This is a genomic window from Paraburkholderia sp. GAS33 (assembly GCF_050436645.1).
Taxonomy (GTDB): domain Bacteria; phylum Pseudomonadota; class Gammaproteobacteria; order Burkholderiales; family Burkholderiaceae; genus Paraburkholderia; species Paraburkholderia phenazinium_B.
In genome coordinates this window covers 74,648-101,634 of sequence record NZ_JBNDMP010000018.1, presented here as the reverse complement: position 1 = coordinate 101,634, position 26,987 = coordinate 74,648, and the positions used below count along the sequence as shown (strand labels likewise).

26 protein-coding genes are annotated in these 26,987 nt (G+C 59.9%); 16 read left to right on the top strand and 10 right to left on the bottom strand.

Annotation, left to right across the window (positions count from 1 at the left end; genetic code table 11):
- Positions 1 to 7: 7 nt before the first annotated feature.
- On the bottom strand, positions 8 to 682 hold the full coding sequence (locus P3T24_RS35435) for an antibiotic biosynthesis monooxygenase family protein (RefSeq protein WP_429289302.1): 675 nt from the start codon (positions 680 to 682) through the stop codon (positions 8 to 10).
- A gap of 241 nt (positions 683 to 923) precedes the next feature.
- Between P3T24_RS35435 and P3T24_RS35430 the strand changes: the two genes are divergently transcribed.
- Positions 924 to 1,856, top strand: coding sequence for a LysR family transcriptional regulator (locus P3T24_RS35430; protein ID WP_074266493.1), 933 nt, complete (start codon positions 924 to 926; stop codon positions 1,854 to 1,856).
- Here the strand turns inward: P3T24_RS35430 and mug are convergent.
- Positions 1,817 to 2,347: a G/U mismatch-specific DNA glycosylase gene (gene mug, locus P3T24_RS35425; protein ID WP_429441439.1), complete on the bottom strand. Its 531-nt coding sequence runs from the start codon at positions 2,345 to 2,347 to the stop codon at positions 1,817 to 1,819. The two genes, P3T24_RS35430 and mug, sit on opposite strands and share 40 nt — an antisense overlap.
- Positions 2,344 to 3,369 (bottom strand): GlxA family transcriptional regulator, encoded by a 1,026-nt coding sequence (locus P3T24_RS35420; RefSeq protein ID WP_429441437.1) that lies wholly within the window; start codon positions 3,367 to 3,369, stop codon positions 2,344 to 2,346. The genes mug and P3T24_RS35420 overlap by 4 nt, the downstream gene beginning before the upstream one ends.
- A gap of 299 nt (positions 3,370 to 3,668) precedes the next feature.
- Between P3T24_RS35420 and P3T24_RS35415 the strand changes: the two genes are divergently transcribed.
- From P3T24_RS35415 to P3T24_RS35405, 3 genes are all read left to right on the top strand, one after another.
- Positions 3,669 to 4,244: an AraC family transcriptional regulator gene (locus P3T24_RS35415; RefSeq protein WP_429441435.1), complete on the top strand. Its 576-nt coding sequence runs from the start codon at positions 3,669 to 3,671 to the stop codon at positions 4,242 to 4,244.
- A gap of 65 nt (positions 4,245 to 4,309) precedes the next feature.
- The gene (locus tag P3T24_RS35410; RefSeq protein ID WP_429441461.1) at positions 4,310 to 4,609 is read left to right on the top strand and encodes an ArsR/SmtB family transcription factor; all 300 of its coding nucleotides are present in this window, start codon (positions 4,310 to 4,312) and stop codon (positions 4,607 to 4,609) included.
- Positions 4,610 to 4,838: 229 nt separating this feature from the next.
- Positions 4,839 to 5,576 (top strand): dienelactone hydrolase family protein, encoded by a 738-nt coding sequence (locus P3T24_RS35405; RefSeq protein WP_429441434.1) that lies wholly within the window; start codon positions 4,839 to 4,841, stop codon positions 5,574 to 5,576.
- A gap of 137 nt (positions 5,577 to 5,713) precedes the next feature.
- On the opposite strand, the gene metG is transcribed toward P3T24_RS35405, so the two are convergent.
- Both metG and P3T24_RS35395 read right to left on the bottom strand, forming a co-directional pair.
- Positions 5,714 to 7,249 (bottom strand): methionine--tRNA ligase, encoded by a 1,536-nt coding sequence (gene metG / locus P3T24_RS35400; protein ID WP_429441432.1) that lies wholly within the window; start codon positions 7,247 to 7,249, stop codon positions 5,714 to 5,716.
- A gap of 263 nt (positions 7,250 to 7,512) precedes the next feature.
- Positions 7,513 to 8,304 carry an SDR family NAD(P)-dependent oxidoreductase gene (locus P3T24_RS35395; protein WP_429441431.1) on the bottom strand — a complete coding sequence of 264 codons (792 nt, stop codon included), beginning with the start codon at positions 8,302 to 8,304 and terminating at the stop codon, positions 7,513 to 7,515.
- Between the two features lie 197 nt (positions 8,305 to 8,501).
- Here P3T24_RS35395 and P3T24_RS35390 point away from each other — a divergent pair, with 197 nt between their 5' ends.
- The 4 genes from P3T24_RS35390 to P3T24_RS35375 all read left to right on the top strand — a co-directional run bounded on the left by P3T24_RS35390 (position 8,502) and on the right by P3T24_RS35375 (position 12,174).
- Positions 8,502 to 9,467, top strand: coding sequence for a GlxA family transcriptional regulator (locus P3T24_RS35390; RefSeq protein ID WP_429441430.1), 966 nt, complete (start codon positions 8,502 to 8,504; stop codon positions 9,465 to 9,467).
- A 161-nt stretch (positions 9,468 to 9,628) separates the two neighbouring features.
- Entirely contained in the window at positions 9,629 to 9,919 is a 291-nt protein-coding gene (locus P3T24_RS35385) for a hypothetical protein (protein WP_074266485.1), read from the top strand.
- Positions 9,920 to 10,073: 154 nt separating this feature from the next.
- The gene (locus P3T24_RS35380; RefSeq protein ID WP_429441428.1) at positions 10,074 to 10,904 is read left to right on the top strand and encodes a class I SAM-dependent methyltransferase; all 831 of its coding nucleotides are present in this window, start codon (positions 10,074 to 10,076) and stop codon (positions 10,902 to 10,904) included.
- 121 nt (positions 10,905 to 11,025) lie between these two features.
- Positions 11,026 to 12,174, top strand: a complete 1,149-nt coding sequence (locus P3T24_RS35375) for an iron-containing alcohol dehydrogenase (RefSeq protein WP_429441427.1) — start codon at positions 11,026 to 11,028, stop codon at positions 12,172 to 12,174.
- Positions 12,175 to 12,229: 55 nt separating this feature from the next.
- Here the strand turns inward: P3T24_RS35375 and P3T24_RS35370 are convergent, their stop codons facing one another.
- Entirely contained in the window at positions 12,230 to 14,041 is a 1,812-nt protein-coding gene (locus P3T24_RS35370) for an IlvD/Edd family dehydratase (protein ID WP_429441425.1), read from the bottom strand.
- Between the two features lie 293 nt (positions 14,042 to 14,334).
- Here P3T24_RS35370 and P3T24_RS35365 point away from each other — a divergent pair, with 293 nt between their 5' ends.
- From P3T24_RS35365 to katG, 5 genes are all read left to right on the top strand, one after another.
- Entirely contained in the window at positions 14,335 to 15,105 is a 771-nt protein-coding gene (locus P3T24_RS35365; protein ID WP_429441424.1) for an SDR family oxidoreductase, read from the top strand.
- Between the two features lie 40 nt (positions 15,106 to 15,145).
- A complete protein-coding gene (locus P3T24_RS35360; protein ID WP_429441422.1) occupies positions 15,146 to 15,901 on the top strand; it encodes an aldolase in 756 nt (251 codons plus the stop codon).
- Between the two features lie 101 nt (positions 15,902 to 16,002).
- The gene (locus tag P3T24_RS35355; protein ID WP_429289251.1) at positions 16,003 to 16,890 is read left to right on the top strand and encodes a LysR family transcriptional regulator; all 888 of its coding nucleotides are present in this window, start codon (positions 16,003 to 16,005) and stop codon (positions 16,888 to 16,890) included.
- A 122-nt stretch (positions 16,891 to 17,012) separates the two neighbouring features.
- Positions 17,013 to 17,453: an ester cyclase gene (locus P3T24_RS35350; RefSeq protein WP_074266479.1), complete on the top strand. Its 441-nt coding sequence runs from the start codon at positions 17,013 to 17,015 to the stop codon at positions 17,451 to 17,453.
- Positions 17,454 to 17,659: 206 nt separating this feature from the next.
- Positions 17,660 to 19,840 (top strand): catalase/peroxidase HPI, encoded by a 2,181-nt coding sequence (gene katG / locus P3T24_RS35345; protein ID WP_429441421.1) that lies wholly within the window; start codon positions 17,660 to 17,662, stop codon positions 19,838 to 19,840.
- A gap of 93 nt (positions 19,841 to 19,933) precedes the next feature.
- On the opposite strand, the gene P3T24_RS35340 is transcribed toward katG, so the two are convergent.
- Positions 19,934 to 20,455 (bottom strand): cysteine hydrolase family protein, encoded by a 522-nt coding sequence (locus tag P3T24_RS35340; protein WP_429441419.1) that lies wholly within the window; start codon positions 20,453 to 20,455, stop codon positions 19,934 to 19,936.
- Between the two features lie 122 nt (positions 20,456 to 20,577).
- Here P3T24_RS35340 and P3T24_RS35335 point away from each other — a divergent pair, with 122 nt between their 5' ends.
- Positions 20,578 to 21,534, top strand: a complete 957-nt coding sequence (locus tag P3T24_RS35335; protein WP_429441417.1) for a helix-turn-helix domain-containing protein — start codon at positions 20,578 to 20,580, stop codon at positions 21,532 to 21,534.
- A gap of 28 nt (positions 21,535 to 21,562) precedes the next feature.
- Here the strand turns inward: P3T24_RS35335 and add are convergent, their stop codons facing one another.
- Both add and P3T24_RS35325 read right to left on the bottom strand, forming a co-directional pair.
- Positions 21,563 to 22,657 carry an adenosine deaminase gene (gene add / locus P3T24_RS35330; RefSeq protein WP_429441415.1) on the bottom strand — a complete coding sequence of 365 codons (1,095 nt, stop codon included), beginning with the start codon at positions 22,655 to 22,657 and terminating at the stop codon, positions 21,563 to 21,565.
- Between the two features lie 27 nt (positions 22,658 to 22,684).
- The gene (locus tag P3T24_RS35325) at positions 22,685 to 24,076 is read right to left on the bottom strand and encodes an NCS2 family permease (protein WP_429441413.1); all 1,392 of its coding nucleotides are present in this window, start codon (positions 24,074 to 24,076) and stop codon (positions 22,685 to 22,687) included.
- Positions 24,077 to 24,161: 85 nt separating this feature from the next.
- Between P3T24_RS35325 and P3T24_RS35320 the strand changes: the two genes are divergently transcribed.
- The gene (locus tag P3T24_RS35320; protein ID WP_429441411.1) at positions 24,162 to 25,076 is read left to right on the top strand and encodes a LysR family transcriptional regulator; all 915 of its coding nucleotides are present in this window, start codon (positions 24,162 to 24,164) and stop codon (positions 25,074 to 25,076) included.
- Between the two features lie 395 nt (positions 25,077 to 25,471).
- Positions 25,472 to 26,647, top strand: a complete 1,176-nt coding sequence (locus P3T24_RS35315; RefSeq protein WP_429441409.1) for a porin — start codon at positions 25,472 to 25,474, stop codon at positions 26,645 to 26,647.
- A 65-nt stretch (positions 26,648 to 26,712) separates the two neighbouring features.
- On the opposite strand, the gene P3T24_RS35310 is transcribed toward P3T24_RS35315, so the two are convergent.
- The gene (locus P3T24_RS35310) at positions 26,713 to 26,958 is read right to left on the bottom strand and encodes a hypothetical protein (protein ID WP_429441408.1); all 246 of its coding nucleotides are present in this window, start codon (positions 26,956 to 26,958) and stop codon (positions 26,713 to 26,715) included.
- Positions 26,959 to 26,987 lie beyond the last annotated feature (29 nt).

Here is a 26,987-nt window from a genome sequence, read left to right as displayed (position 1 = left end):
GGCCGGGTTACATCTTCGGTTGCGCCTCTTTGAAGTACTGCGGAGCTTCCCGGCGATCGAACATGCCGTACTCCCGGATAACGCGGATATTGCGCACGCGCGATGCATCCGCCGTAGCCGCCTTGGCCAGGAACGCTTCAGCTGCTGCATGGTCGCGCCACGTCAGAACGGCGATGACGTCTCCTGGTGCTAGCAGTGCGTCGAAGACGTCCCAGGAAACGAGGTCAGTCGCGCTCGTATCCACTCCGAGTGATTTCGCCACCTCGTCTGCGCTGCTCTGCTTCACCCATGCCGGCGAGAATTTCCCGTCATGTAGCGTCACTGCCTTACCTTTTCCCGTCTCGGTGACATCCAGGCGCTGTTCGAGCAAGGCGTGTCCCGCGGGCACATGCGTATCGCTAACGGTCTGACCAATGCGCAGGCGATAGTCGGAAAACACGCGGTCGCGCGCAGCCTGCATGATCCTGTTGTGCGTCGCTTCGGTACGCCAGCGGATGAGCGATTTCTCGTCGCGCCAACTCGACAGCGAAAGAAGCCACCCCTCGCGTGTGAGACTGGCGTAGCGGTTGTTGTCGATAAATCCGTCGATTTTGTCCAGTTCAGGACGCAGCATTTTGGCCATGCCGAGATAGGCATCGACCTGCTCGGGGATCGGGTGAACTTCAAGCATTGCGGAGAACATGTGGACCTCTCTCGTTTGGTTAGTCGTACAACGTGTAGAGATTGTCCAGGATCGGCCCGATTCATTGGAGTCCAAACGGGTTGGTATTGGGCCAATGAGTGATCGAAATTTGCCATGCTTTCAAGGACGTTCTGCATAACCCTCACGGCCTGAAAGAGTCTTTTGCAGGCCGATCTCCGGCACCTCGATCACAACGCATAGAATCACGGCTTATGGACGCGTGATGAGGGTAGGGAGCGAAATGGACAAATTGCGTGAGATGGAGATTTTCGTGGCCATCGTCGACCGGGGCAGCTTCACGGGTGCGGCTGACAAAGTTGGCATGTCGTCCGCTGCGGTCTCACGGGCGGTCAATTCGCTGGAATCGCGTCTCGGCACACATCTGCTGGCCCGCACGACCCGAACGGTTCGTCCGACCGATGCCGGCCTGTCATACCTCGAAGCCTGCCGGAAGGTGTTGGACACCATCACGGATGCAGAAGCGACCTTGGCGGCCGATCAACTCAATCCCGTGGGGACGTTGACTATTTCTGCACCGGTCCTGTTCGGCCAGCGATATGTTGCGCCGCTGGTCAACGCCTTCGTGCTGCGTTATCCGGACGTCAACGTCAATGCGGTGTACGCCGATCGAACGACGCGGCTTCTGGAAGAGGGTGTGGATATTGCCATCCGTATCGGCCATCTCGGCGACTCTTCGGCATTCGCCGTTCCGCTAGGCTTTGTGCGGCGTCGGACGTACGCAGCGCCTTCCTATCTCGCCGAGCATGGGGAGCCCCTTCACCCCAGAGATCTGGCCGATCACCACTGTGTATCTTTCACGGGCGTCTCGCTTCCGCTCGAGTGGGCGTTCAACGAGAACGGTTCGCGGCTGCCTGTGAGACTTCAGCCGCGGATGATTGTCGACCTGGGTCCTGCTGCTCTTCTCGCTGCCGTCGATGGAGTGGGAATCGCCCAGTTTCTGTCGTATCAGGCAGCGCCTGATGTAGCCGATGGCAGGCTCCAACCTGTGCTGACCTCATTCGAGCCCGAGGCGACACCGGTGAGCCTGCTTCACGTAGAAAGGCGAAGCACCAGCGGCAAGATTCGCGCTTTCGTGGAGTTCGTGACCGAGGCGCTACGCAAAAACGCGCACCTTCAGGACGTGGACGCTACGGCGACGCGAACTTCCCGGTAGGCGGCCACCAGCGCGTCAAGGCCGAACGCCCGGTTTAATCCGCTTGGATTGGGTACGACCCACGCGCATGCGCCGCCGAAGGGCTTTGTTTGCAGCCCCCAATCGATATCGCGCGTGCCGGAGATGGCCGCGAGTGCCATCTTCCCGAGGAAAACGACGTGTTGCGGGGCGCACCGCTCGATCTTTAGCCGAAAAGCCTCCCCGGCCAGCTCGATCTCCGAGCGCGACAACTCGGCGGCCTGCGCTGTGGCGCGCGGGACCACCGCGGTGAGACCGCAACCGTATCGAAGAAGCGAGCGGTCGTCTTCGGGAAGGATCTGTTCAGGCGTGAAGCCTGCAAGATGCAGCACCCGCCAAAACCGGTTGCCGCGGCCCGCAAAGTGATGACCTGTCGACGCCGCACGCAGACCCGGATTGATCCCGCAAAAGATTACCGACAGGCCCGGTTCAAGGATGTCAGGAAGCGGCTGAATGGAATCAGCTTCGGTCACAGATGAGCCAGTCCTTGAAGCGATATCTGCTTGCCGACACCCTGATTGGCCCACGGTTGCGCGCCGGCCTCGCCGCGGAATCGTTGCCGATATTGTTTCGGGGTGACCTCGAGGCGGCGCGAGAAGGTCGTGCGCATATGTGTGGCACTCCGAAATCCGCATTTGAATGCGACGGTTTTCAGCGGTGCATCCGAGTCTTCGAGCAACTTTCTCGCGGTGTCGACGCGAACCTGTTCGACGAACGCGGAGGGCGTCACCTTGGCATACTTCGCGAATACTCGCGAGAAGGTTCTTCGACTCACCGCAACTGCGCCAGCGAGCTGTTCGATCGATAGCGCTTCGGTGATGTGCTCGGTCACGTAGCGGTGGACCTTGCCGATAATCGGATCTTCATCCCTTCCGCTTCCGACGTATGGGCTGTACTGGGACTGACCACCTTCGCGCTGGATGTAGACGACAAGACGCTTTGCGACGCGCACCGCCAGTTCATGCCCCCAGTCTTCGGCGACAAGCGAGAGGCACAGATCGATGCCGGCCGTCACACCTGCCGAGGTAATCAGGCGTCCGTCACGAACGAAGATCTTGTCGGGCTGCACGGAGGCCTGCGGAAATTCGTGGGCGAGGCGATCTGCGTCCGACCAATGAGTCGTCACTTCCTTGCCGTCGAGCAGTCCCGCATGAGCCAGTACGAATGCACCATTGCAAACGGAGCCAAACCGCGTCGCGTTGCTTGCCTGATTTTGCAGCCACGTCAGGAAGTCACTGGACGGTTGAGCGTCGGGCAATTGCGGGCCGCCTGCGACGAGTAGCAGATCCCATTGCGTGTCGAGGTCCGCGTAGCCGAACGGCACGGAAAGTCCCATCCCGTTCGAGCAGGTCACGGTACCGGCGCGCGCGCCCACCAGCGAGACTTCGTACTTCTGATGTTCGGGCAGGATCGTGTTTGCTTCCGCGAACACGTCGAGGGGGCCTGCAACGTCGAGCGCCTGGACACCATCGAATATGACAATGGCGACTTTCATACCGTGACCTTCGTGGAGTGAATGGACCCGTTTCCGAGCGGTATTGCAGCTTACCGCAATGGCCCAGAAAGAGGGACGCACTAACCGGTAATTGACTTTTGCAGCCGTGTAACAAGCGGACGGGCGTCCAGCCGTGCCTGGCCCAAATCTCACGTTGATTGGCCCGGTATCGTGCCATCCGCGTGTTTCCTCTCCCATGCCGTCTGATTAGACTTTATCCCATGGATACGGCTATAGCCGCCCCTTCGTCGCGGTCTACGTTGACACGGGACGACAACCAGGGACAGGAGTGACGGCGCATGCATGTTGCAATGATGCTCTACGCAGGATTTCGGCTGCTCGAAGTGACGGGCCCGATGGAGGTTTTCCACGAAGCGAACCGCTTGTGCGGCGCAACGATGTACGAGCAGCATCTCGTGGGGCCGTCCCGAGGGCCGGTGGTGTGCTCGAGTGGCGTGGCGGTTAGCACGACTGAGTGTCTGCTGGATGTGAGCGCTCCATTTGACATCGTCGTAGTGCCAGGTTCGCCGGTGGTCGGCCCGAGGCACGCGCATCGCGAGCTGGTGGAGTGGCTCAGTGACGCCGGCCGTCGGGTGCGAAGGCTCGCGTCGGTGTCCAATGGGGCCTTTTTAATCGCGCGCGCCGGCCTCGCCGACCATCGCTCGCTGACCACGCATTGGCGCGACGCCGAACGTCTCTCCAGCGACTACCCCTTGGTACACGTCATGAGCAATCAAGGCTGCGTGAAGGACGGCAACCTCCACTCGTCGCGCGGCATCAGTGACGGTATGCGGGTCGCGTTGGCCCTGGTCAGGGAGGACCTTGGTGACGAATTCGCCACGAGCCTCGCACGGTCATTGTCGAGGCAGTCATGACCCGGGACCCTATCGTCGAATGTGACGGATCTGCCTTTCACGAGCCGATGGTCGAAATGAAATGTATGTTTGACGAAAATCTGATCCATAAGGCACTCGCAAATCCGTTCCGGCGCGAGATCTTGAGATGGTTAAAGACGCCAGAAGAATACTTTTTGCGAAGTCGAATCGATCTTGGATGCGGGGTACCTTTAAACGCAATTCACGCGCTCAGTGGGCTATCCCAGTCGACCGTGTCGGCCCACCTTGCGACCCTGGTCGAAGCCGGACTGCTTGTTTCGACGCGCGTCGGTCAGTGGATGTTTGTGATGCGAAACGATGAAGTGATTCGCGCCTTCGCGGAACAGATAAGGAAAGAAATATAGTCGCATCAGATGGTTAAGGCTGCATCCAGCTGAGGGCACGAACGCTTGCAACGATCTCCATCGCACGGTGGCGGCAGGCCTCAAGGCCTGGCCGAGTTGAAGGCGCCGTCCGCCCATGCTTGTAACGACGATCCCCGTTACAATTAAGTTTTCCCTGAATAACCATGATCGTCGTGATCATTGGGCCGATGTCGGGAACCCGCGGCGAACACACACGGAGGCGTAGAGCATGAGCGAATCACAAGTCACCATTCAGGAACAGGAAGGTGCCTGTAAGGCGTGGGTCCTGACGCCCGAAGGCGAGGGCAAATGGCCCGCTGTGATCTTCTACATGGACGCGTTTGGCATCCGGCCAGGCATGCTCCAGATGGCAAAGCACGTGGCGAGCAAAGGGTACGTTGTGCTTCTGCCCGACCTGTTTTACCGCTTCGGAGCTTACGGGCCGCTTGACCCCAAGGAAGTGCTGAAGGGCGACTTCCGTGCCACCGTTGGGCCCATGATGGCGAGCAGCGACAACCACAAAGCCGCTGAAGACACCGCGGCCTTTATCGAATACCTCGATACGCGCACTGATGTAGCCGGTAAGAAGATTGGCACCGTCGGTTTCTGCATGGGCGGCGGCATGGCACTCACGGCAGCGGCTTACTACCCGGATCGCGTTGTTGCGGCGGCGAGCTTCCACGGCGGCAATCTCGCGACCGACCAGCCGACGAGTCCCCACCTGCTTCTCGACAAGATCAAGGCCGAGCTTTACATCGGCATTGCCGACAACGATCACAGCTTCCCGCCCGAAATGGGCGAGCGCTTCGAAGCCGCACTGGGCGCCGCGGACGTGAAGCACAAGAGCGAACTGTACAAAGGCAAGGCGCACGGCTGGATGAAGCCGGACATGCCCGTCTACGACGCAGAGGCGGCCGAGCGGGGCTGGAAGGAGCTGTTCGCGTTGTACGCTCGAACGCTCAAATAACAGTTCCTGATGCGCGGGAGACTCAGCGCGCAGTGAGCCGTCGGGCTTGAACCGGTACCTTTGATTGCTGTGCAGATCCGCAAACACCGTTCTGATAAAGACGGTGGATTGCGGATTGAACAGATCAGATCAAATGGCTAGTCCGGGTGTTCAGCGCCCGGCCGCTTTGGAAACAGGATGCCTTCCTTGACCTGCGTCCCCGGTCTTACGCCATGACCCCAAGGCAGATTCCACTGCGCTTCGGCGGAAACCCCAAGCAAGCCTCGCAACTCCTCCATCTTGCCCGGCATCACAGGATGCAAAAGATTGCTGACGCTGCAAAGCGCTTCTAACAGCGTATAGAGCACCGTATCCAACTGGTCCGACGCGTTGGAATCCTTCGCCAGTGCCCATGGCGCGCTACTCGCAACGTAGCCGTTCAGGTGTTTGACGAAATCCATTACCTGTTCCACCGCGCGACTCAGTTTCATTTCTTCCACTAGCGCCAGAACGATGCCGGGCAGTTCGTTCGACCAGCCGATGATCGCTTCCTCGCGCGCTTCATAGGCCTTCGGCGCAGGCACCGTGCCGCCGCGATATTTCATCGCCATGGCCAGCGTGCGTGCGGCCAGATTGCCCAGGTCGTCGGCGAGATCCCGATTCAGGCGTTGTTCGATCACTGCGTTACTAACGATTCCGTCGAAGCCGAAGCTGACCTCCCGGATTAGCGTGTAGCGCAGCGTATCGACACCGTAGGTATCGGCGGCCTCCAGCGGATCGACGCCATTGCCGAGCGACTTGCTCATCTTGCGACCATCGGAACCGAGCAGGTGCCCGGAAACATGCAAACGCTGATACGGCGCGATTCCTAACGCATGGGTCATGCTCAACCAGAAGAGCGTGTGCGTGCGCAGGATGTCCTTGCCGATCACATGCCGCACCGACGGCCAGTAATCAGCGAAGGCAGGCTGGTCGGGATAACCCAGCGGCGAAACGTAGCTGAGGAGCGCGTCGAACCATACGTACGTAACATGTCCGGCATCCCACGGAATCGGGATGCCCCAGTCGAGACGATCCACGGGACGCGAAATACTCAGGTTACCTATCGGCTGTTCCAGCAGCTTCAATATCTCGTTACGGTATTGCACGGGCTGAATCAGGTCTGGCGTGTCCAGCAACAGCTGACGCATCCATTCGCGATGTGCTTCCATGCGGAAGAAATAATTGGGTTCGCGCCGCAACACAGGCGGTTCCTTGTCTTCAGGAAGTTTGCCATCCACCAGTTCCTTCTCAGTGACAAAGCGCTCCTGACCGATCGAATAAAGCCCCTCGTAGTCCGCCAGGTAGATATCCCCTGCATTAAAGAGCCGTGTCAGGCAATCGGACACCACCCCGGCGTGCGCGGGGTTCGTGGTGCGAACGAATATGTCGGGCTTGACTGCCAGGCGACGCCACGCTTCCTTGAAGCTCTGTGCGTGGTGTTCCACAAACACTTGCGGCGCCTCGTTAGCCTGCAGGGCAGCCTTGGCGATCTTCTCGCCGTGCTCGTCAGCGCCCGTTAGCAGCAGCACCTGGTGACCGGCAGCACGCAGGTATCGGGCCATGATGTCGGCGTGCACGCTGGCGTAAGCATGGCCCAGATGCGGCCGGTCGTTCACGTAGTAAATCGGCGTGGTGATGTATCGGTACGACATTGCTGCTCCAAAAAAGAAAAGGGACGCCTGCGGCGTCCCTTTTTCAGAAGCAAAAAAGCCCTCAGCGCCCGGGGGGAGAACCTGCCAGGGGCATACGCATCGAACGAAGGAGGACTTGGCTAGCTTGCATTGTGTTGGGGTTAAATTCAACGAAGAATCGGCGGATTCATCCGCGATGGATGAATCCTGCCAGCTAATTTAATGGTTGTCTAGCGCCGGGCGCGTCGATTGTTGCTTGCACTTGCATGGCGCATGCAGTCTCCCTAAACCGTCCTCAACATCCCACCATCGACAAAGTAGGTCGACCCGACGCTGTAGCTAGCCTTGTCGGAACAAAGAAACACAATAAAGTTGGCCAACTCTTCCGGAGACGCAAACCTGCGGATAGGCGCGTGCTCGTCCGCGACCTGCTGCAGATGTCCCTCCCAATCACCGCCTGAATCCTGCGTCAACTGCCTGGCGGTCTTGATCCAGTCGGGTGTGAGCACGAGCCCCGGATTAATCGTATTCACGCGGATGTTGTCCTCTATGAATTCGTTCGCCATATTCTTCGACAACATCATCAACGCCGCTTTCGTCACGTTATAGATCGGCTCGTAGCCGAGCGGCTGTGTTGCGCAAATCGATGCGTTGTTCAGGATCGTGCCGCCGCCGCGTGCTTTCATTAAAGGTACGAGGCCGCGTGCGATGCGCACTGCAGCCATCACGTGAAGATCCCAGTATGCGAGCCACTTTTCATCGGGCGCGTTCATGATCGTTTCGTTGCTGCCCGTGCCCGCGTTATTGAAGACAATATCCGCGCCTCCGAAATTTTCCTTCGCGGCGGCAACCAGTTTGTCGACGCCTGCCGAAGTCGACACATCGCAAGCGACCGGCACAGCGGTCACGCCGAACTTCGTTGCGATGCCTGCTGCGGCAGCGGACAGGCGCTCCTCATTGCGCGCCGCGAGCAGAAGATGCGTGCCTTCCGCTGCGAACGCCTCTGCCACAGCCAGCCCGATACCCACGCTGGCTCCCGTCAATACGGCCACCTTACCGCGTAAATTCAGATCCATTTCGTTGTCTCCGTTTTTGATAGTCCAGGCTCGACGCCTAAGGCTGCTTTGGCGTCATTGACCTCACCACTGTGCTTGCGCAGAGCTGCGTTGTAAAGGCCTTCGCCTGTTGCGTATGTGCATGTCTGGCTCGCCGGATACGCATGAAGGTGATAGCTGGTAGAGTCGCAAATACCGGCTTTGGAGGTATTTACGCCATGCGCATTTCTGTGCTCGCTCTTGAAGGGCTCTTCGATACGGGGCTCACTGTCATGCTCGACGCGTTCGGGCTCGCCAACAAATTCTCGGCCACGCAACTAGGTGGCACACCGCGTTTCGATGTATCGATCGTAGGCGTGCGCAAGCGGGTTCGGTCCGGACAAGGGCTGACGATACCTGTGCAACCCGTAACGGCAGGTTTGAAACCGGACTGGGTAGTTGTTCCGGCATTGAGCACTGGCACGCCTGAGGAGCTCATTCCCGCTCTCACGAGACCGGATGTGGTTCAGGCCAAAGCGCAACTGCTGAAATGGCATGCCGAAGGAGCGCTGATCGCCGCGTCCTGTATCGGAACATTTCTTGTGGCGGAAACCGGACTTCTCGATCAGCAGGAAGCGACGACGACGTGGTGGCTCGGCCCGCTGTTTCGACAACGCTACCCCAATGTGTCGCTCGACGAGTCTCGCATGCTGGTACCGTCGGATGTAGGCGTGACAGCCGGCGCGGCTTTGGGACATCTTGATCTCGCCCTCTGGCTGATACGGCGCGCGAGCCCCGAGTTGGCCACGCTCGTCTCGCGTTATCTGCTGGCCGACATACGCTCCTCGCAGGCGCCGTACATCATTCCCAATCACCTCGCGCAGGCAGATCCGCTGATTCAACGCTTCGAACAGTGGTCGCGGAAAAATCTTCGCTCGGGCTTTTCGCTCCAGGAAGCTGCCAGCGCACTCGCGACGAGCACGCGCTCGCTGCAACGCCGTTGCCAGGAGGTGCTTGGCAAATCGCCGCTTGCCTACTTCCAGGACCTGCGAGTCGAGCACGCACAATCGCTTCTGCGCGGGGGACGCCTCGACCTCGAAGCGATCGCAAGCGAAGTCGGCTACGGCGATGGTGCGACATTGCGTACGCTGCTGCGCCAACGTCTGGGACGGGGTGTGCGCGACCTCCGTTCCGACCTGCTCTGACACGCGGATGCGCCTGGCGCGAATGGCTCTAAAGTTGGCGTTTGTGACTGTGTGAGTTCTAGGGTTCAGAGACTAGACTCGACAGAGACTAGACTCGATCGCGCTGTTTGCAGCAATGAACACGCAGTCTCTGTCAATGAACGTTGAACCAGGAGTTATCCATGAAAGTTTTTGCCATCGCATCCGCCAAGCCGACCCTCACACCGGAGAAGCTCCAGCAGCATATGCCAAACGAAGTTCCGGCCACACTCAAGCTCTATCTCGACGGCAAGGTCGAGCAGTTCTGGTTTCGTGAGAAGGGCGGTCCGATCTTTCTGATGAACGTCGAATCGGTCGAGCAAGCCAAGGCGACGCTCGATACGTTGCCGCTCGTGGCTGACGGCGTCATGAGCTACGAACTGTTGCCAGTCGGCCCGCTGGCCCCGCTTGGCATGCTGATCCAGAACAAGTGAAGTCAGTGAAGTCATAAGCCGGAGCTTATGGCGATCCGTTTGACGTGTTGGATCTCGTTGAAGAACCATTCGATGAGATTTCACCGATGATGGATCGCCTGCAGTTACGGCATCCGTAGCCGCATCGAGATGTGCATCACGAAGGAGTACGAAGATGGACGACGCAGCAGAGATCACCCGGCATTACGAGCGCGAGAGCCTGGTCGAGCACCTTTGCTCGGCTCTGGCCAAAAGCGGACTCGGCGAGAAACAACTCTCTGCGCGAGATCTTGCTCAACTTGACCAGTTTCATTCGCGCGGCCTCGCGGCCACCGTAGAACTGGCGAAGGCGTTGCCGATCACCGAGGCGACCCGTGTTGTCGATATCGGATCTGGGCTGGGCGGCCCGTCGCGCTATCTGGCGGAAACCTATGGCTGCACGGTGCACGGCGTCGACCTCAGTCAGTCGTTCGTCGAGGCTGCTACGTTTCTGGCCGAGCGTTCGGGTCTCGGAGGCAAGGTCACGTATCAGCGCGGCAACGCGCTCTCGCTGCCGTTCCCCGCCGACGCTTTCGATCTCGCGTGGACGCAGCACGTTGCCATGAACATTAGCGACCGCGCTGCGCTTTACGGTGAAACATGCCGCGTTTTACGTTCTGGCGGCCATTTCGCCATCTTCGATGTCATCGCTGCATCCAACGAACCCCTGCATTTCCCTGTGCCGTGGGCGAGCGTGCCTGAGTCAAGCTTCCTGGTGACGGCGGACGAGATGCGCACTGTTCTCGCTAAGGAGGGGTTCCGCATCACGTCTTGGACCGACTGCACGGAAGCCGGGATCAGCTGGTTTCTGGAGCGCGAAGCCGAACGCAGGCAGTCTTCGACGCCACCCTTGCTTGCACTCGGCGCTGTGATGGGCCCCGAGTTCGGGCAAGCGACCGTCAACCTTCGCCGCAATCTGAGCGAGGGGCGTGCGGCGCTTATCCAGGCTATCTGCGAAAAGGTCTGAGGATGCTTGAGCCAGAAGGTGCGACAATGTTTTGCGACTTCCATGTAGTCGATGCACTCTGCCGCGTTGTTCATCCCGTGCCGACGGTCGCCACGAACCCCACTCTGGAGGCTTCCGATCCATGTCGCTCATCAATTACATCACGCAGATCCAGTTCGATTTCGGCGCGATTGCGAAACTGCCTGACGAATGCACACGGATCGGTATCAAACGACCTCTGATCGTCACCGACGCGGGCGTGAAAGCCGCGGGCCTCATTGACAAGGTGCTCGTTGCTCTTCGGGCAGATCACGAGCCCCCTATCTTTCTGGACACCCCTCCTAACCCCAACGAACGGGCTGTGCGGGCCGCTGTCGCGATGTACAAGGAGAATCAGTGCGATGGCGTCATTGCGGTAGGAGGGGGCAGTTCGATCGATCTGGCCAAGGGCGTCGCAGTGTGCGCGACCCACGAAGGGCCTTTGCGCCAGTTCGCGCTTATCGAAGGTGGCTTGCAGCGCATCACAGCGGCTACGGCGCCGGTTATCGCAGTCCCAACGACTGCCGGTACGGGCAGCGAAGTGGGGCGCGGCGCCATCCTGATTCTCGATGACGGCCGCAAGCTCGGCATCATTTCCCCCTACGTCGTGCCCCGTTCCGCAATCTGCGATCCGCAACTCACGTTAGGGTTGCCCGCGCAGCTCACCGCAGCAACGGGAATGGATGCGATTGCCCATTGCATCGAGACGTTCCTGTCGCCGGCGTTTAACCCGCCTGCCGATGGCATCGCCCTCGACGGACTTTGGCGTGCATGGCGTCACATCGAGATTGCAACGTGTGACGGCAGCAACGTCGCCGCACGTCTGAACATGATGAGCGCTTCATTGCAGGGAGCGCTTGCCTTCCAGAAAGGGCTGGGATGTGTCCATAGCCTGAGCCACTCGCTGGGCGGCATCAATCCGAAACTGCATCACGGAACGTTGAACGCGATCTTTCTTCCCGCGGTGATCCGCTTCAATCGCGAAGCCCCTACAGTCCAGGGCGAAGGGAAAATGGTGCGGTTAGCAGGCGCAATGGGGCTGGAATCGCCAGCGAACGTAGAAAGCGCGATTGAGCGCATGACGGCCGACCTGGGGCTGCCGACTCGTTTGTCGACGCTTGGGGTCGAGCGCGAGCAGTTCGACAGGATTATCGAAGGCGCACTCGCCGATCATAGTCACAAGACTAATCCGCGCGAGGCAAGCCCTGCGGACTATCGGGCCATGCTCGAAGAGTCGTTCCAGGGGTTCTAAAGAAGAAGGTGCGCCGGCACGACTGCTTGCTGGTAGCCGTATCGGCGCGTCCTTATCAGTGGTTATGGCGCGATTCGCCGCGCGTTTCCAGGATGTTGAGATACAGCGTTGCCGGCTCGAGGCATGCGCCGCTCGCCTGCTGACCTACCATGCTGCGATAGATCTCTTCCCACGGCGTTTTGTTCTGCAGAACAGGCGCTTTCCACTGTGCGCGGCGTGCTGCCAGTTCGCTCTCGGGGATCATCACGTCGACCTTGCGCGAGTTCAGGTCGATGCGGACCCGATCGCCGGTTCGCAGCAACGCAAGCCCGCCGCCGACTGCCGCTTCCGGCGAAACGTTGAGAATCGAAGGCGTGGCCGAGGTACCGCTTTGACGGCCGTCGCCAAGAGTCGGCAGCGTGTCGACACCTTGCTTGAGCAACGCCGCAGGCGGCTGCATGTTGACCACCTCGGCACCGCCCGGATAACCGACCGGCCCGCAGTTGCGAATCACGAGGATAGAGCGCTCGTCGACGCCCAGTTGCGGATCTTCGATGCGCGCATGGTAGTCCTCCGGCCCCTCGAATACGATCGCTTTACCTTCGAACACATCGGGATGCTCAGGATCGGCGAGGAAGCGTTTGCGGAACGCCTGGTCGATCACGCTGATTTTCATCACGGCGCTATCGAACAGGTTGCCGGACATCACCACGTAACCCGCTGCTTCCTTGAGCGGCTGCTGGTAGCTGCGGATCACTTCGCGATCGGGCTCGACGACTTCCGCCAGATCCTCGGCAAGCGTGCGGCCGGAAACCGTACGCACATCGCCGTTCAGCTTGCCTGCGTTGAGCAGCTCGCGCATCACGGCGGGAACGCCACCTGCGCGATGGAATGCTTCGCCCAGAAAGCGGCCGGCCGGCTGGCAATCGACAAGCAGCGGAACGTCCGGTCCCAGTCGTTGCCAGTCGTCGAGCGAATGTTCGACGCCCATGTGCCGTGCGATCGCGACCATATGGATCGGACAGTTCGACGATGCACCAAGTGCGGCAGCGGCCACGACCGCGTTTTCGAAAGCCTCTTTGGTCATGACATCCGACGGGCGCAGATTCTCCGCGACCATCTCGACGATGCGTTTGCCCGTGCGATACGCCATCCAGCCGCGCTCGCGATGCGGCGCTGGAATCGCCGCGCAGCCCGGCAGCGACATACCCAATGCTTCGGCGAGCGAGTTCATCGACAGGGCGGTGCCCATCGTATTGCAGTGACCCGCCGAGGGTGCCGACGAGGACACCATTTCCATGAATTCCTCGTAGTCGATCTCTCCACCGGCGAGGCGCTTGCGCGCGTCCCAGATGACGGTGCCGGAACCTGCGAGCTTGCCGTGCCACCAGCCGTCGAGCATCGGGCCGCCCGAGAGCACGATGGCCGGGATATTCACGGTCGCCGCCGCCATCAGGCACGCCGGCGTGGTTTTGTCGCAACCGGTGGTGAGCACGACACCGTCGATGGGATAGCCGTGCAGGATTTCGACGAGGCCGAGGTACGCCAGATTGCGGTCGAGCGCGGCAGTGGGGCGCTTGCCCGTCTCCTGGATCGGATGGACCGGAAACTCAAGGGGGATGCCGCCGGCGTCACGAATGCCGTCGCGCACACGCGTCGCCAGCTCGAGATGGTGGCGGTTACATGGCGCAAGGTCCGACCCTGTCTGCGCAATCCCGATGATCGGTTTGCCCGACTGCAGCTCCTCTCGGGTAATCCCGTAGTTCATGTAGCGCTCGAGATACAGCGCCGTCATGCCCGGATCGGCGGGATCGTCGAACCAGCGGCGGCTGCGCAGGCGTGACGGTGAACCATTCTGAGGACTGTCGGGGGATGAGTGGTTTGACATGCTGTTATTCCGTTCGGCTTGTGGAGGCTTGTGGATATAGGCGCCCTCTGAGCAGCGCAACCGCCATACGGGAAGGCGAATTGCCATTCTAGAGCGCATTGGGCCCGGAGCGCATCGGGCCGGGCCGTGTCTTTCGGAAAACCCTGGGAATCACGTGGACGGCCGGGTCGGTCTGTCATAGCAGGTATGAACCCAACTGCATAGCTCGTCATGGCTCCTTGTCCGATACTGGTCTCAAGCGCCGAGACGTGACGGCGCAATGAAACGCGTTAAACCAACCGGAGGAATTCGACATGAGCAATCGTATCGCGATCGTAACTGGGGCCAGCCGTGGGATCGGACGGGCAACTGCAATTCGCCTCGCTAAAGACTTTGGCGGCCTTGTGTTGGTGGCCCGCAGCACGGAGTTGCTGGAAGAGACTGCCGAGGCGGTGCGCGCCGCGGGCACCGAACCGCTGCCGCTGGGCGCGGACCTGCGCATACCGGCCGCCGCCAAGGAAACCGTCGACCAGACACTGGCGAAGTTCGGGCGTATCGACGCGGTGGTGAATATCGCCGGCGCGGTTCCTCAGATCGATGTGCTCGACATGACGGACGAGCAGTGGGACGACGGCTTTGCGCTGAAATTGCATGGCGCGCGGCGGCTCGCGGTTCACGCGTGGGAGTCGCTCAAGAAGTCGGAAGGCTCGGTCATTTTCACATCGGGAAATTCGGCCCAGGCCCCGAAGTCGGGTTACGGCGCGGTTGGGACAGTCAACGCGGCGATCGTCGCGATGGCCAAGGCTTTCGCAGATCGCGGCATTGCGGACGGCGTGCAGGTGAATAGTGTGCTGCCGGGCCCGGTGATGACCAATCGTCGCCGCACGTATATGGAGAAGTACGCGCCGGCTCACGGTATGACGCTGGAAGAAGCGCTCGAGAAGTTTCCCGCGCAAGTCGGCATCACGCGTTACGGCAATCCTGAGGACATCGCGGAATTGATGGCGTTCGTGCTGTCGCCAGCGGGCCGCTGGATGGTGGGCTCGGCGTTGCGGATGGATGGCGGCGAAATCAAAGGCGTTTGAGGTTCAGACGGCTGGCGGAGTTCGGGCAACGGAGGCAGTCATGGAATTGCGAGCAAAGCAGTATTTCGACGAGCGTGCGACTCAGGAAATGAAAGAGAACCTGAAGCCGCAGGACCGGACGCTTCAGGAGAGGCTGGCGTACGCCTGTCGCATCCTCGCGATGACGGGTCAGGAAGCCGGACTGGCCGGGCAGATCACGGCTCGTTCGGACAAGCCGAAATGCTATTGGACGCTGCGTTTCGGCTTGGGCTTCGATGAAGCGACGGCCGACGATTTCATCGAGGTCGATGCCGATCTGAACACGATCAGCGGCAAGGGAATGGCCAATCCCGCGACGCGTTTTCATCTGTGGGTCTACGAAGCGCGGCCGCAGACGAATGCGATCATCCATACGCATTCGCCGTATGTGTCCGCGTTGGTCGCAGCGCGTCAGCCGCTGGTGATCGCGCAGATGGACATGACCCCCCTGCATAATGACTGCGCGTTTTTGGCCGACTGGCCCGGTGTACCGATCGCCGATCAGGAAGGGGTGATCATTTCGAAGGCGCTCGGCGACAAGCGTTGCATTCTGCTGGCTCATCATGGCCAGCTCACGACGGGTGCGTACGTCGAAGAGGCTACGTATCTCGCTGTGTACCTGGAGCGGGCAGCTCGCATGCAAGTGCGCGCGCGCGTGTTTGGCCCGATTACGCCGGTGCCCGACGACCTCGCGGCCGAGGCACACGATTATCTGCTGAAGCAATCGATCGTGAAGGGTACGTTCGATTACTGGTGCCGTCAGGCGGACCGGGTGTGAGCGGGTGGTTTCATTAGGCGTGGCATAGTGCCGGCAGGAGAAGCGTGAATCGCTTAAAGGTTGCGGCGCCGTTCAGCCGCACGCAATGCCAGGAAGACCGAATGAAAGCCAACGTCGATCACCAGGTGCGCCTGTTTGTTGAGATCGCGAACAGCAAGTCGCTGTCCGCTGCGGCCGAGGCGCTATCGCTGACGCAATCGGGTCTGAGCCGGCAGCTTTCGAGCCTCGAGAGCTACATCGGTCAGCCGCTCTTCGTGCGGCACGGGCGTGGCGTGGAGCCCACCGAGGCCGGACAGAAACTGCTGGAGGCTGCATCCTCGGCGTATCAGCTGGTCGATAGCACGTTGGTACAGTTGCGCGACCAGCACGGCGTGACCGCCGGCAGCCTGAACGTCGCCACCATTCATACGCTGAGCTACTACTTCATGGCCGAGGTGGTGGCGCGATTCATGGCGCAGCGGCCTAAAGCGAACGTCGCATTGCTCGGACGCAGCTCGCCCGGCGTGGTTGAACTGGTCGAGGCGGGCCGCGCGGAGATCGGCTTCGTCTACGATTCGGCGGTCGCCTCCGACGAGCTGGAAATCACTCCGCTGTTCGAGGAGGAAATGAGTTTCGTGGTGCACGAGAATTCGCGGTTTGCGACACTCGCCAGTGTCTCGTTGAACGAAGAGACCCCTCCGCTGGTCGTCTTTCCCGCGGGCTATGCGTTGCGCCGTATGCTGCATAGCCGGGCTTTCAATGCCACTGTCGCGGCTGAAGTCGAGACAGTGGATGCGATGCTAAAACTCGTTTCGCTGACCAACGGTCAGTGCATCTTGCCCAGTCTGATTCCTGAAAAGTTGCTGCGCGAATACGAACTTAAACGTATTCCGATCGAGGAGCCGGTGATGCGCCGGCGTATCGTCGCCATTACCCGGCGCGGCCGGCCGCTTTCGGCGATGACCTCGCTGATTCTCGAGATTGCCCGCGCAAGCGCACCCACAGCGTAGCGCGCAGCGCACTGTGACGTCGACGACCAGATTGCGCTATCTTATGGGGAGCGCTGCGTAGTGGATCAGGTGTGTTCCGTTTCAGTGATCAATCGAGACTCTCGTCGCCCGGAGGCGTCACCATGAATACCGTTTTGGATGAGCAGGCAACCCGGGACCTGATCGCTCGGCTTTACGATGCGTTTTCGCGCAGGAGCGTCGAGTTATTGCGTCAGGTGGTCGCGGCCGATTGGGAGTACATTCCCGAGCCTGCAGGTGCCCAGCCGGGACCGGATCAGATGACCGCGGTCTTCGCAAGGATCGATAGCGCGTTGCCCGACATGTCGATTCAGCTGCTGGACGTGCTCATTCACGGCGATCGCGTTGCCGTCCGGGCGGAAGTAAGCGGCACACAGTCAGGCAAGCTGCTCGGTATCGAGGCTACTGCAAAGCCAGTGAAATTTGCGATTCATTCCTTTCATGAAATCCGCGATGGCCTGGTCGCCAAGACCTGGCATATCGAAGACTGGCTTTCGGTATTCAGGCAGCTCGGCGCGTTTCCTCAAGGCGTTCCGGGCGGTTGAGCCGTGTTGACACTTTGGGCGCGGGGCGATGTCTCGAGATTGACGCCGGAATTTTGCTGCACCTGCACCTTGAAGCCGCAACGTGTTCGGCTATCAGTCCGTTTGGAAGAATTAATACTCGCAGTGCGCGCCCGAACGCTAAACTGGGTTGAGTAGTCGAAGCTTAGCCGAGCAGTTGAGTGAAAACGATCTCAAGGAGAAAGCGCATGTCGACTGAAACGAAGTGCCCGTTCAACCACACCGCTGGTGGCGGCACGTCGAACCGAGACTGGTGGCCCAATCAGCTAAGCCTGAAAATCCTGCACCAGCATTCGTCCTTGTCCGATCCCATGGACAAGGACTTCAACTACGCTGAAGCGTTCAAGAGTCTCGATCTGGCGGCCGTCAAGAAAGATCTTCTCGCGGTAATGACCGATTCAAAGGACTGGTGGCCGGCGGACTTCGGCCACTACGGCCCTTTGTTTATCCGCATGGCATGGCATAGCGCAGGCACCTACCGCATTGCGGACGGCCGTGGCGGTGCCGGCGGTGGTCAGCAGCGCTTTGCGCCGCTCAATAGCTGGCCTGACAACGTGAGCCTCGACAAGGCGCGCAGGCTGATCTGGCCGGTCAAGCAGAAATATGGCAAAAAAATCTCCTGGGCCGACCTCATTGTCCTGACGGGCAACGTCGCGCTGGAGTCGATGGGATTCAAGACGTTCGGCTTCGCCGGCGGCCGCGAGGACTCGTGGGAACCGGATGACGACATCTATTGGGGCACTGAGACCAAGTGGCTCGACGACAAGCGCTATACCGGCGACCGTGACCTCGAAAACCCGCTTGGCGCCGTTCAGATGGGCCTGATTTACGTCAACCCGGAAGGCCCGAACGGCAACCCCGATCCGCTCAAGGCCGCCCGCGATATTCGCGAGACGTTTGCCCGCATGGCGATGAACGACGAAGAGACGGTGGCGCTAATCGCAGGCGGCCATACGTTCGGCAAAACCCACGGTGCAGGCGATGCGACGCTTGTGGGCCCCGAGCCGGAAGCGGCCCCGCTCGAGCAGCAGGGGTTTGGCTGGAAGAGCGCCTACGGCAGCGGCAAGGGCCGTGACGCTATCACCAGCGGTCTGGAAGTCACCTGGACCACTACGCCGACGAAGTGGAGCAACGACTTCTTTACGCATCTGTTCGGCTACGAATGGGAATTGACGAAGAGCCCGGCCGGTGCGCATCAATGGAAGCCGAAGGGCGATGCAGGCGCGGGTACGGTGCCCGATCCGCAGGACCCGTCAAAGCCGCGTGCGCCGTCCATGCTGACCACGGACCTCGCGCTGCGTTTCGATCCGGCTTACGAGAAAATTTCACGGCGCTTCTTGGAAAATCCGGACCAGTTGGCCGACGCGTTTGCGCGAGCCTGGTTCAAGCTGACGCACCGCGACATGGGGCCGCTCGCACGTTATCTCGGTCCGGAAGTGCCGAAAGAGGAGTTGCTCTGGCAAGACCCTGTGCCTGCGGTCAATCATCCCTTGATCGATGAGCAGGACATCGCCGCGCTCAAGAGCACGATCCTCGCTTCAGGGTTGCCGGTGTCGCAACTGGTTTCGACGGCCTGGGCATCGGCGTCGACGTTCCGCGGCTCGGACAAGCGTGGCGGTGCAAATGGTGCTCGAATCCGTCTCGCGCCGCAGAAAGACTGGGAAGTCAATCAGCCGGCTCAACTGGCGACGGTGCTCGAAACACTCGAGGGTATCCAGCGCGAGTTCAACGGCGCACACGCGGGTGGCAAGCAGGTTTCGCTCGCCGACCTGATCGTGCTGGCCGGTTGTGCCGGCGTCGAAAAGGCGGCGAAGAATGCCGGCCATGACGTGAAGGTTCCGTTTTCACCGGGCCGCACGGATGCGTCACAGGCGCAAACCGATGTGGATGCTTTCGCGGTGCTCGAACCGCTTGCCGATGGTTTCCGCAACTATCTGAAGGGCAAATACACGGTCACAGCCGAAGCGCTGCTGGTGGACAAGGCGCAATTGCTGAAGCTGACCGCGCCGGAACTGACGGTGCTTCTTGGCGGCTTGCGTGTTCTGAACACCAACTTCGGTCAGACCCAACATGGTGTCTTCACGAAGCGTCCGGAAGCGCTGACCAACGACTTCTTCGTCAATCTGCTCGATATGGGCACGGAGTGGAAGCCGGTATCGGACGCTAACGATGTGTTCGAAGGTCGTGATCGTGCAACGGGTGCGCTCAAGTGGACCGGCACACGTGTCGATCTGATCTTCGGCTCACACTCGCAGCTTCGGGCTTTCTCCGAAGTCTATGGGAGCGCGGACGCGCAGGAGAAGTTTGTTCATGACTTTGTCGCGGTCTGGAACAAGGTGATGAACAGTGACCGCTTTGACCTTGCTTGAGCCTGCAGGTCAGGTTTTAAAGTTCTTAAGCTGAAGTGTGAAGCGGCCGGTCGCTGTGACCGGCCGCTTTTTTTTTTGCGCGCCAACGCGGCCCTACCAGAGCACGTCTTTCGCTTGCACCAATTCAACACGCGTCGATACACCGCTAAGCGCGATCAGGTGAATCATCTCGGTTACGGTTGTGCAGCAATCGGCCAGAATCTTCACGGAATACTTCTCCGCTGCCTTCGAGATCGACGTGTGCGTGACGCAGTTTTGCGTCATCATTCCGCAGATCAGAAGTTCTTCGGCATCCAGTCGCGTCAACGTTTCCTCGAGTGTCGTGCGGTGGAACGCGTCAGCAAAAGACTTGATGACGACAGGTGCATCCGGCGCGGCTGCGAGTATGCGTGGGTGAATTTCGACGCCCGGCGTCGCTTCGTTGAAGAACGGTGCAGTACCCTTGGTCTTGTCAGCAACGTGCTGGATCAGAACGACCGGAATGTCCTTCGCCTGGGCCTGCGCGATCGCAGTTTCGGTTTTGGCCAGAGTGGCGTCGGCGTTCCATAGCGGGAATTTGCCTTCAGGGAAGTAATCGTTCTGCAGGTCGATGACGATCAACGCTTGTTTGGACACGATGGACCCCAGGTGAGGTCGGGATAGATGCATTCTTCGCCATCCGGCCTTTCAACGGAAGTGGCCGTCATGACAATATCCGGTAAGATCGGGCCATTGCGGGTTCGTCGTCAGGTGCATCCATGTCCCAACCTATCATCGCCGTCGTGGCGTTCGACCGGATCAGTCCGTTTCACCTCTCCGTACCTTGTGTTGTGTTCGGTGAGCCTCATCCGGGCCTGCCGCCCGTCAAATTCAAGGTTTGCGCAGCCGAGCCCGGTGCTATCAATACGACGGCTGGTTTTTCCCTCGGCGTAGGTCACGGTTTGTCCGCTTTAAAGACGGCGGATACGATCATCGTTCCGACCTGGCGTGACATCGAGGAACGGCCGCCAGAACCGCTTCTTAAGGCATTGGTGGCTGCACAGCGACGAGGTGCGCAGATTGTCGGCCTCTGTCTTGGCGCTTATGTGCTGGCGGAAGCGGGACTGCTGGACGGACGTCGCGCTACGACGCATTGGGCGTATGCGCGCGACTTCGCGCAACGCTACCCCATGGTCACGGTGAACGCTGATGTGCTGTATGTGGAGGACGGCAACGTGCTGACTTCCGCGGGCACTGCTGCGGGCATCGACTGCTGTCTGCACATGGTGCGCCAGCGTTACGGGACCGAGTCTGCCAATAGCCTGGCGCGACGCCTCGTCGTGCCGCCGCATCGTCAGGGCGGCCAGGCGCAATTCGTCGAGCAGCCTATGCCGGCAACCGCGAGAGAATCGCGGCTGTCAGGGTTGATCGATCAGGTACGCAGTACGCTGGATGAAGCGCACACGTTGGACAGCCTCGCCGGCGAGGCATTGATGACTCGCCGTACCTTCACCCGGCAATTCCGGCAACTGACCGGCATGACAGTCGGCGAGTGGCTGCTGAACGAGAGACTGGCCTTGACGCAGCGATTGCTGGAGACCAGCGATCACTCAGTGGATGCGATTGCGGTGCTCGCCGGTTTCGGATCGCCGGAGTCGCTGCGGCTTCACTTCAGGCGAGCGTTTAGTGTCTCGCCAACGGTGTGGCGGCAGAGTTTCAAAGGTCAGGACGCTTGATTCGTTTGCCTGGCTGTTTATCGGGCGTCTAGGCGAGGTTCGTAGCCAGTGCGTCGAAGTCCTCTGCCCATTGCTTGCGCCACGTATTCTGGGTCGTCGCGTCGACCCACGCACCATCGATCCCGTTCATCATAAAGCTGCGCAGATCGTCGATGCCAAAGCCGAAGTGGCTGAACATCAATTCCCACGCCTCGCTCGGATTGATCTTGTGCAAGGTTGGATCGTCGGTATTCGGGTGGATCTTCAGGCCGAGTTCCGGCATTTTACGGATCGGATGACGCTCCGCCCATTGCTCCGGTGGCAGCGTGCGCAGATAGTAGGAGTTGGTCGGAACGACGGTGAAGACGATTCCGGATTCCGCGTAGCGTGCGGCCAGTTCGGGGTTGTCGACGATCGTATAGCCATGATCGACACGATCCACCTTGAGCAGATCCACCGCGGTTTCGACGTTGCGCCAGGGCATGCCGAACTCCCCGGCGTGCGCTGTGGTCTTGAAGCCCGCTTCGCGCGCGTTGCGATAGGCTTTCCAGAACAGTTCGGGTGGCCGGTCGTTTTCGCGGTAATCGATGCCTATGCCGGCGACTTCATCGGCACGATGCTGCTTCATCCATTCCACCAGGGCTACCGCTTCATCGGGGTCCGCTTCGCGATCGATGCTGGGGATCAGACGTGCGGAAAGTCCGAAATCGGCTGCTGCGTCGCGGATCGCTGCAACGATGGCCGCTTGCGCGTTGCCGTATTCGATCTTTGACACTCGTACGGTGCCAGTCGGATTCCAGAAAAATTCGCTATGACGCACGTTGTGCGCCGCGGCGTCTGCGAGATATTCGTAAGTTATACGATGCAAATCGTCCGGGTCGGTCAGGAGATATTCGTCGAGCGCACGCAGTACACGCAATACGCCCACTGGTTTTTCACCGCGTGTATAGAACGAGTCGATCTCGCTGCGCTCGATGGGCGCGTTGCTTTTTTCCGCTAATGCGATGAACGTCTCCTGCCGAACCGCTCCCAGCAGGTGGCAGTGCAGTTCGACTTTGGGAATCGCGTTGAAGAAGTCCCTGTGTGCAGGCGTAATCGTGATGCCGGTAAGGGACGCGGGCACGTTGCCAAATCTCTCGTTCATCTTTTTAGGTGTTCGTGTAGTGCAGGATTAGTGATGCTTGACCACGGTCCAGAAGTAATAACCGAGGGGACCGGCCAGTACGATGAGTCCCCACGGCACTTCGCGAAAGCGTCCGGCGAGCAGTTTGACGAGCACGAAGCAAAGCAGGCCGCCCGCGATGCCGGTGCCAAAGCTGTTCGACATCAGCGTGAGCAGCACCATCGAGAGGACTGGGAACGCATCCGTGAAGTCGTCGAAATGCGCGTTGCGGATGGTGCTGAACATCGACAGGCCAATCAGGATTAGCGCAGGCGCGGTAGCTTCCTTGGGAATCGCGAGCGCGACCGGCACAAACAGCAGCATCAGAGCGAACATTGCAGCCGCCGCCAATGAAGACAGCCCGCTGCGCCCACCGGCTTCAACGCCTGCCGCTGACTCTACCAATGCCGTCAGCGCTGGAACACCCAACACGGGACCTAGCGTAGCCGCGATCGAGTCGACCAGAAACGGCCGGTTGATATTGGGCAGGTTTGCGTTCTCGTCCAGCAGATTCGCTTTGGCGCCGACAGCGAGCGTTGTTCCGAGCGTCGAGAAGAATTCAGCGGCGAAGAAAACGAACAGATAGGGTATGGCTGCCACCGTCAACGCGCCGGGAATATCGAGCTTGAACGACACCGGCATGATGTCGTGAGGCAGCGCGATCAATGACGGCGGCAGGTGCGTGACGCCAAGCGGCACGCCGACGCCGGCCGCAATCAGTATTGCCCAGAGAATTGCGCCTGGCACCCGGCGGCCTTGCAACACGACGGCTGCGGCGAGACCGATCAACGCGACCAGCGTGCCGGGCCGCGAAAAATCCCCGAGTGCCAGCGCATTGGTTTTCGCATTGGCGATCACCATCCCTGCGTTGCGAAAGCCGAGCACCGCGATGAACAGGCCTATCGACGCGCCTAGCCCCAGCTTGATCTGCGCGGGAATCAGCCGCACCACCAGACTGCGCGCGCCAACCAGCGTCAGGATCAGGAACAGCAGGCCGGAAATGAAGGCGATGCCGAGGCCCGTTTGCCATGCAACGTGCTCGCCGGCCAGTGTGACGCCAAGTATTACCGCGCCGCCGATTCCCGGCCCGACCATAAACGGCATGTTCGTATAAAGCCCCATGAAAATAGTGCTCAAAACGAACACGATGATCGTCGACGTGGTTGTCGCGCCGCGATCCATGCCACCCATCGCCAGCAGCGACGGAATCACGACGAGCAGGTATGCTGCGGCGAGAAACGACGTGATGCCTGCAAGCGCTTCGGTGCGTACCGTGGTGTTGCGTGCGCGCAGTGCAAAGCGCCGCTCGAGCCAACCGGGCGGCGGCGCAGAGGCCGAGGCACTGCCCGGCAGGTTCGCAGACGGCGGCGCATCCGGTGCGCTGCTTACGCGCCTCGTCATCGAAGATTCCTCACTCATCAATCGTTTCCTCTTGTTACCGTTCGACTTTATACTGCGGCGCATCGTGTCTATCAGGGCGCTCGCCATGGCTACCCGTTCGTCTTTGCTGCCCGCGCTTACCCTGAAGCAGATCCAGTACTTTGTCGTGCTCGCGCATGCGGGTAGTTTCACGCAGGCCGCCCGGTCGCTTTCTCTAACACAGCCTGCATTGACCGCCGCGATTCGTCAGATCGAGAATCTGCTGGGCGGCCCCTTGTTCGCACGCTCCGCTCATCGGCTTACCCTCACCGATGCCGGCGCTAGCGTATTGCCGCTCGCCGAACGCCTCCTGAACAACGCGCGTGGTACGTTCGATGACATGGCGAGCACCTTTGCCGAACAAACGCAGTCGGTGCGCATCAGTCTGATTCCGTCGGTTGCGGGACGCCTGTTGCACGTCCTCGCTCCGTTGCGCGAGCGCGAACCATCGTTGCGTTTCATCTTCGAGGACATGCCGAATAGCGCCTTGCTCGAAGCGATCCGCGAAGGGCGAGCCGATCTTGGCATTGGCGTGCATGAACCGGATGGCGCGGAGAACGACGACTCGCTGCGCTACCAGAACCTGCTCGAAGACGAGATCGTCGTCGTGATTCGCCGTGACGATCCGCTTGCCCGACGTAAATCGGTGGACTGGAGCAAGCTGGTGGACCGGGAGCTTGCGGTGTTCGTGCGCGGCAGCGTGAGCGATGCGTTGCGCCGAACCGGCATGGCGGAAAACCTGCGCCTCACCGTCGCGTATCGCATGGAATACACCGAGTCGCTCTATGCGCTGGTGCGCAACGGTCTCGCCGTTGCGGTGCTGCCGAGTTTCTACACGATGCATCTGCACGATCCCGAACTCATAGCGCTTCGCCTGGACAAGCCACGCGTCACGCGGGCCATCGCGCTGATCTCGCTCGCGGACGACGACCGCGGACCCCACGTGAGCGCGTGCCGCGAATGGATTGCTGCCAACTTCTGAAGCCCCTCGACGCCGATCTGCAGCGACGCAGCACTACTATACGGATCCGGTGAATAAAAAATAATTTTGTTTTTTTATTGATGTATAGATCGATTTTATGGGGTGGCGATAACCTCCACAAGCGGCCAGTTGGATCGCATCGATCATAAATTGAATTTATGGGTAGATAACAATAATAAGTTTTTATTTTTCGAGCGGCCTAAATACACTGCGGTCAGTCGGCAGGTGACGTGACCGTTCAGCGGGACTCGTCGCCAACAGAGCGATTGCTTATCGGTCCTCCTGCAGATCCAATTAAATAGTATTCCTTCGTAATGACTGGACGCTTCGTTTGACGGCGTCCTTCACTTCTATCGCCTGAACAAACGATGCTTTCCGAAACGGGGACCTGTTCTATGAAAAAGTGGCTTCTCTTCGCGTCTTTGCTGGGATCGTCTGCCGCGGTCTACGCACAAAGCAGCGTCACCTTGTACGGCCGCATCGATACGGGCATCCAGTATCAGACAGGCATGCCGCAGGGCAATCTCTTCAGCATGGAAACCGGCAACTGGGACACGCCTCGTTTTGGCCTGAAGGGTTCAGAGGATATTGGCGCAGGCACCAAGGTTATCTTCACCCTGGAGGCCGGTTTTAACTCTCTGGACGGGAGTATCGGCAGCACGCTGTTCAGCCGGCAGGCGACGATCGGCGCCGCGAACCCTGCGTGGGGTACCTTCAAGGTGGGCAATATGGGTGCGTACGAACTTCAGCAGGACAGTTTCGATCTCGACCCACAGTTGATGATGCTCTACGGTATCCAGACGCTTGTGCGCGGCCGTAACTGGTCGGACGCTTCGAATGGATTCGAGTACACGTCGCCCACCTTGGGTGGCTTGCGAGTCAAAGGACAGTACGAACTGACCAATAGCACGAACTGGAACTCGGGCGATCCGGGCAGTGGCCCGGGTCAGCTTGGCGGAGCACAAGGGCGTTCAGACGGCATCGAACTGAACTACGACGCGGGCATCGCGCATTTGCTCGCAATCTACGACGAGATCCGCGACAGCAATGGCGAGTTCGATAACGTCTATGTCAATTCACGCTCGGTGATGGCGGGTGGCACGCTGGCGATGGGCCCGGTGACCTTGTATAGCGGCTATCAGCACCTGAGTGCGCCGCAAGCGTCGGACGAAGGTTACTTCGGAGATGGGGCTCCCACGTCGCTTCCATCCGGTGTGTCTTTGCCGACAGCGGTCGATCAGGAATGGATCGGCGCACGCTGGAATGCGACGCCCACCACCGGATTCGGCGCGGCCGTTTATCACACGAATGCGAATCACGGGAACGGTAACGCGACGTTGTGGACATTGACGGCGACCTACGCGCTGTCCAAGCGTACGGTGCTGTATTCGGAAGTCGCGACGGTGCGCAACAGCTCGACGTCCAACATTGGCCTGGGCGACGGCTATAGCGATCCGTACGGTGCAAATGTCGTGGACGATCCTGCGAGCGGTGCGGCGAATAGCCGGACCGATCCGAACTTTGGTGGGTCGCAAACGGGCGTGTTTGCCGGCATTCTCACGCACTTCTGAGCAAGCCGTTTTACGCCTCGGATATCAGGCGTCATGCCCAAGACCTGAGGCATGACGCGGCAGGCTCAGGCTACCGCTTGACCCTGCTCGCAGAATTCGTCGATCAACAGTGTGGACCTGTGCTCGAGCGTGCTGATTGCCATCAGCGGATCGATCTTGACTCGAGGAATGGTCAGTTCGGGACCGACCGGCGCGCCTTTTTTGCTATCGCCATCAATGCGCTCGATCAGCGCCCGACAAATCCACTGCACGCCGAGTTCATCCGGTACCACGTCAACATTTACTCGAAAGCCACGATGTTCCAACGCCACGACAACCTCCAGACACACAACGAAATTTA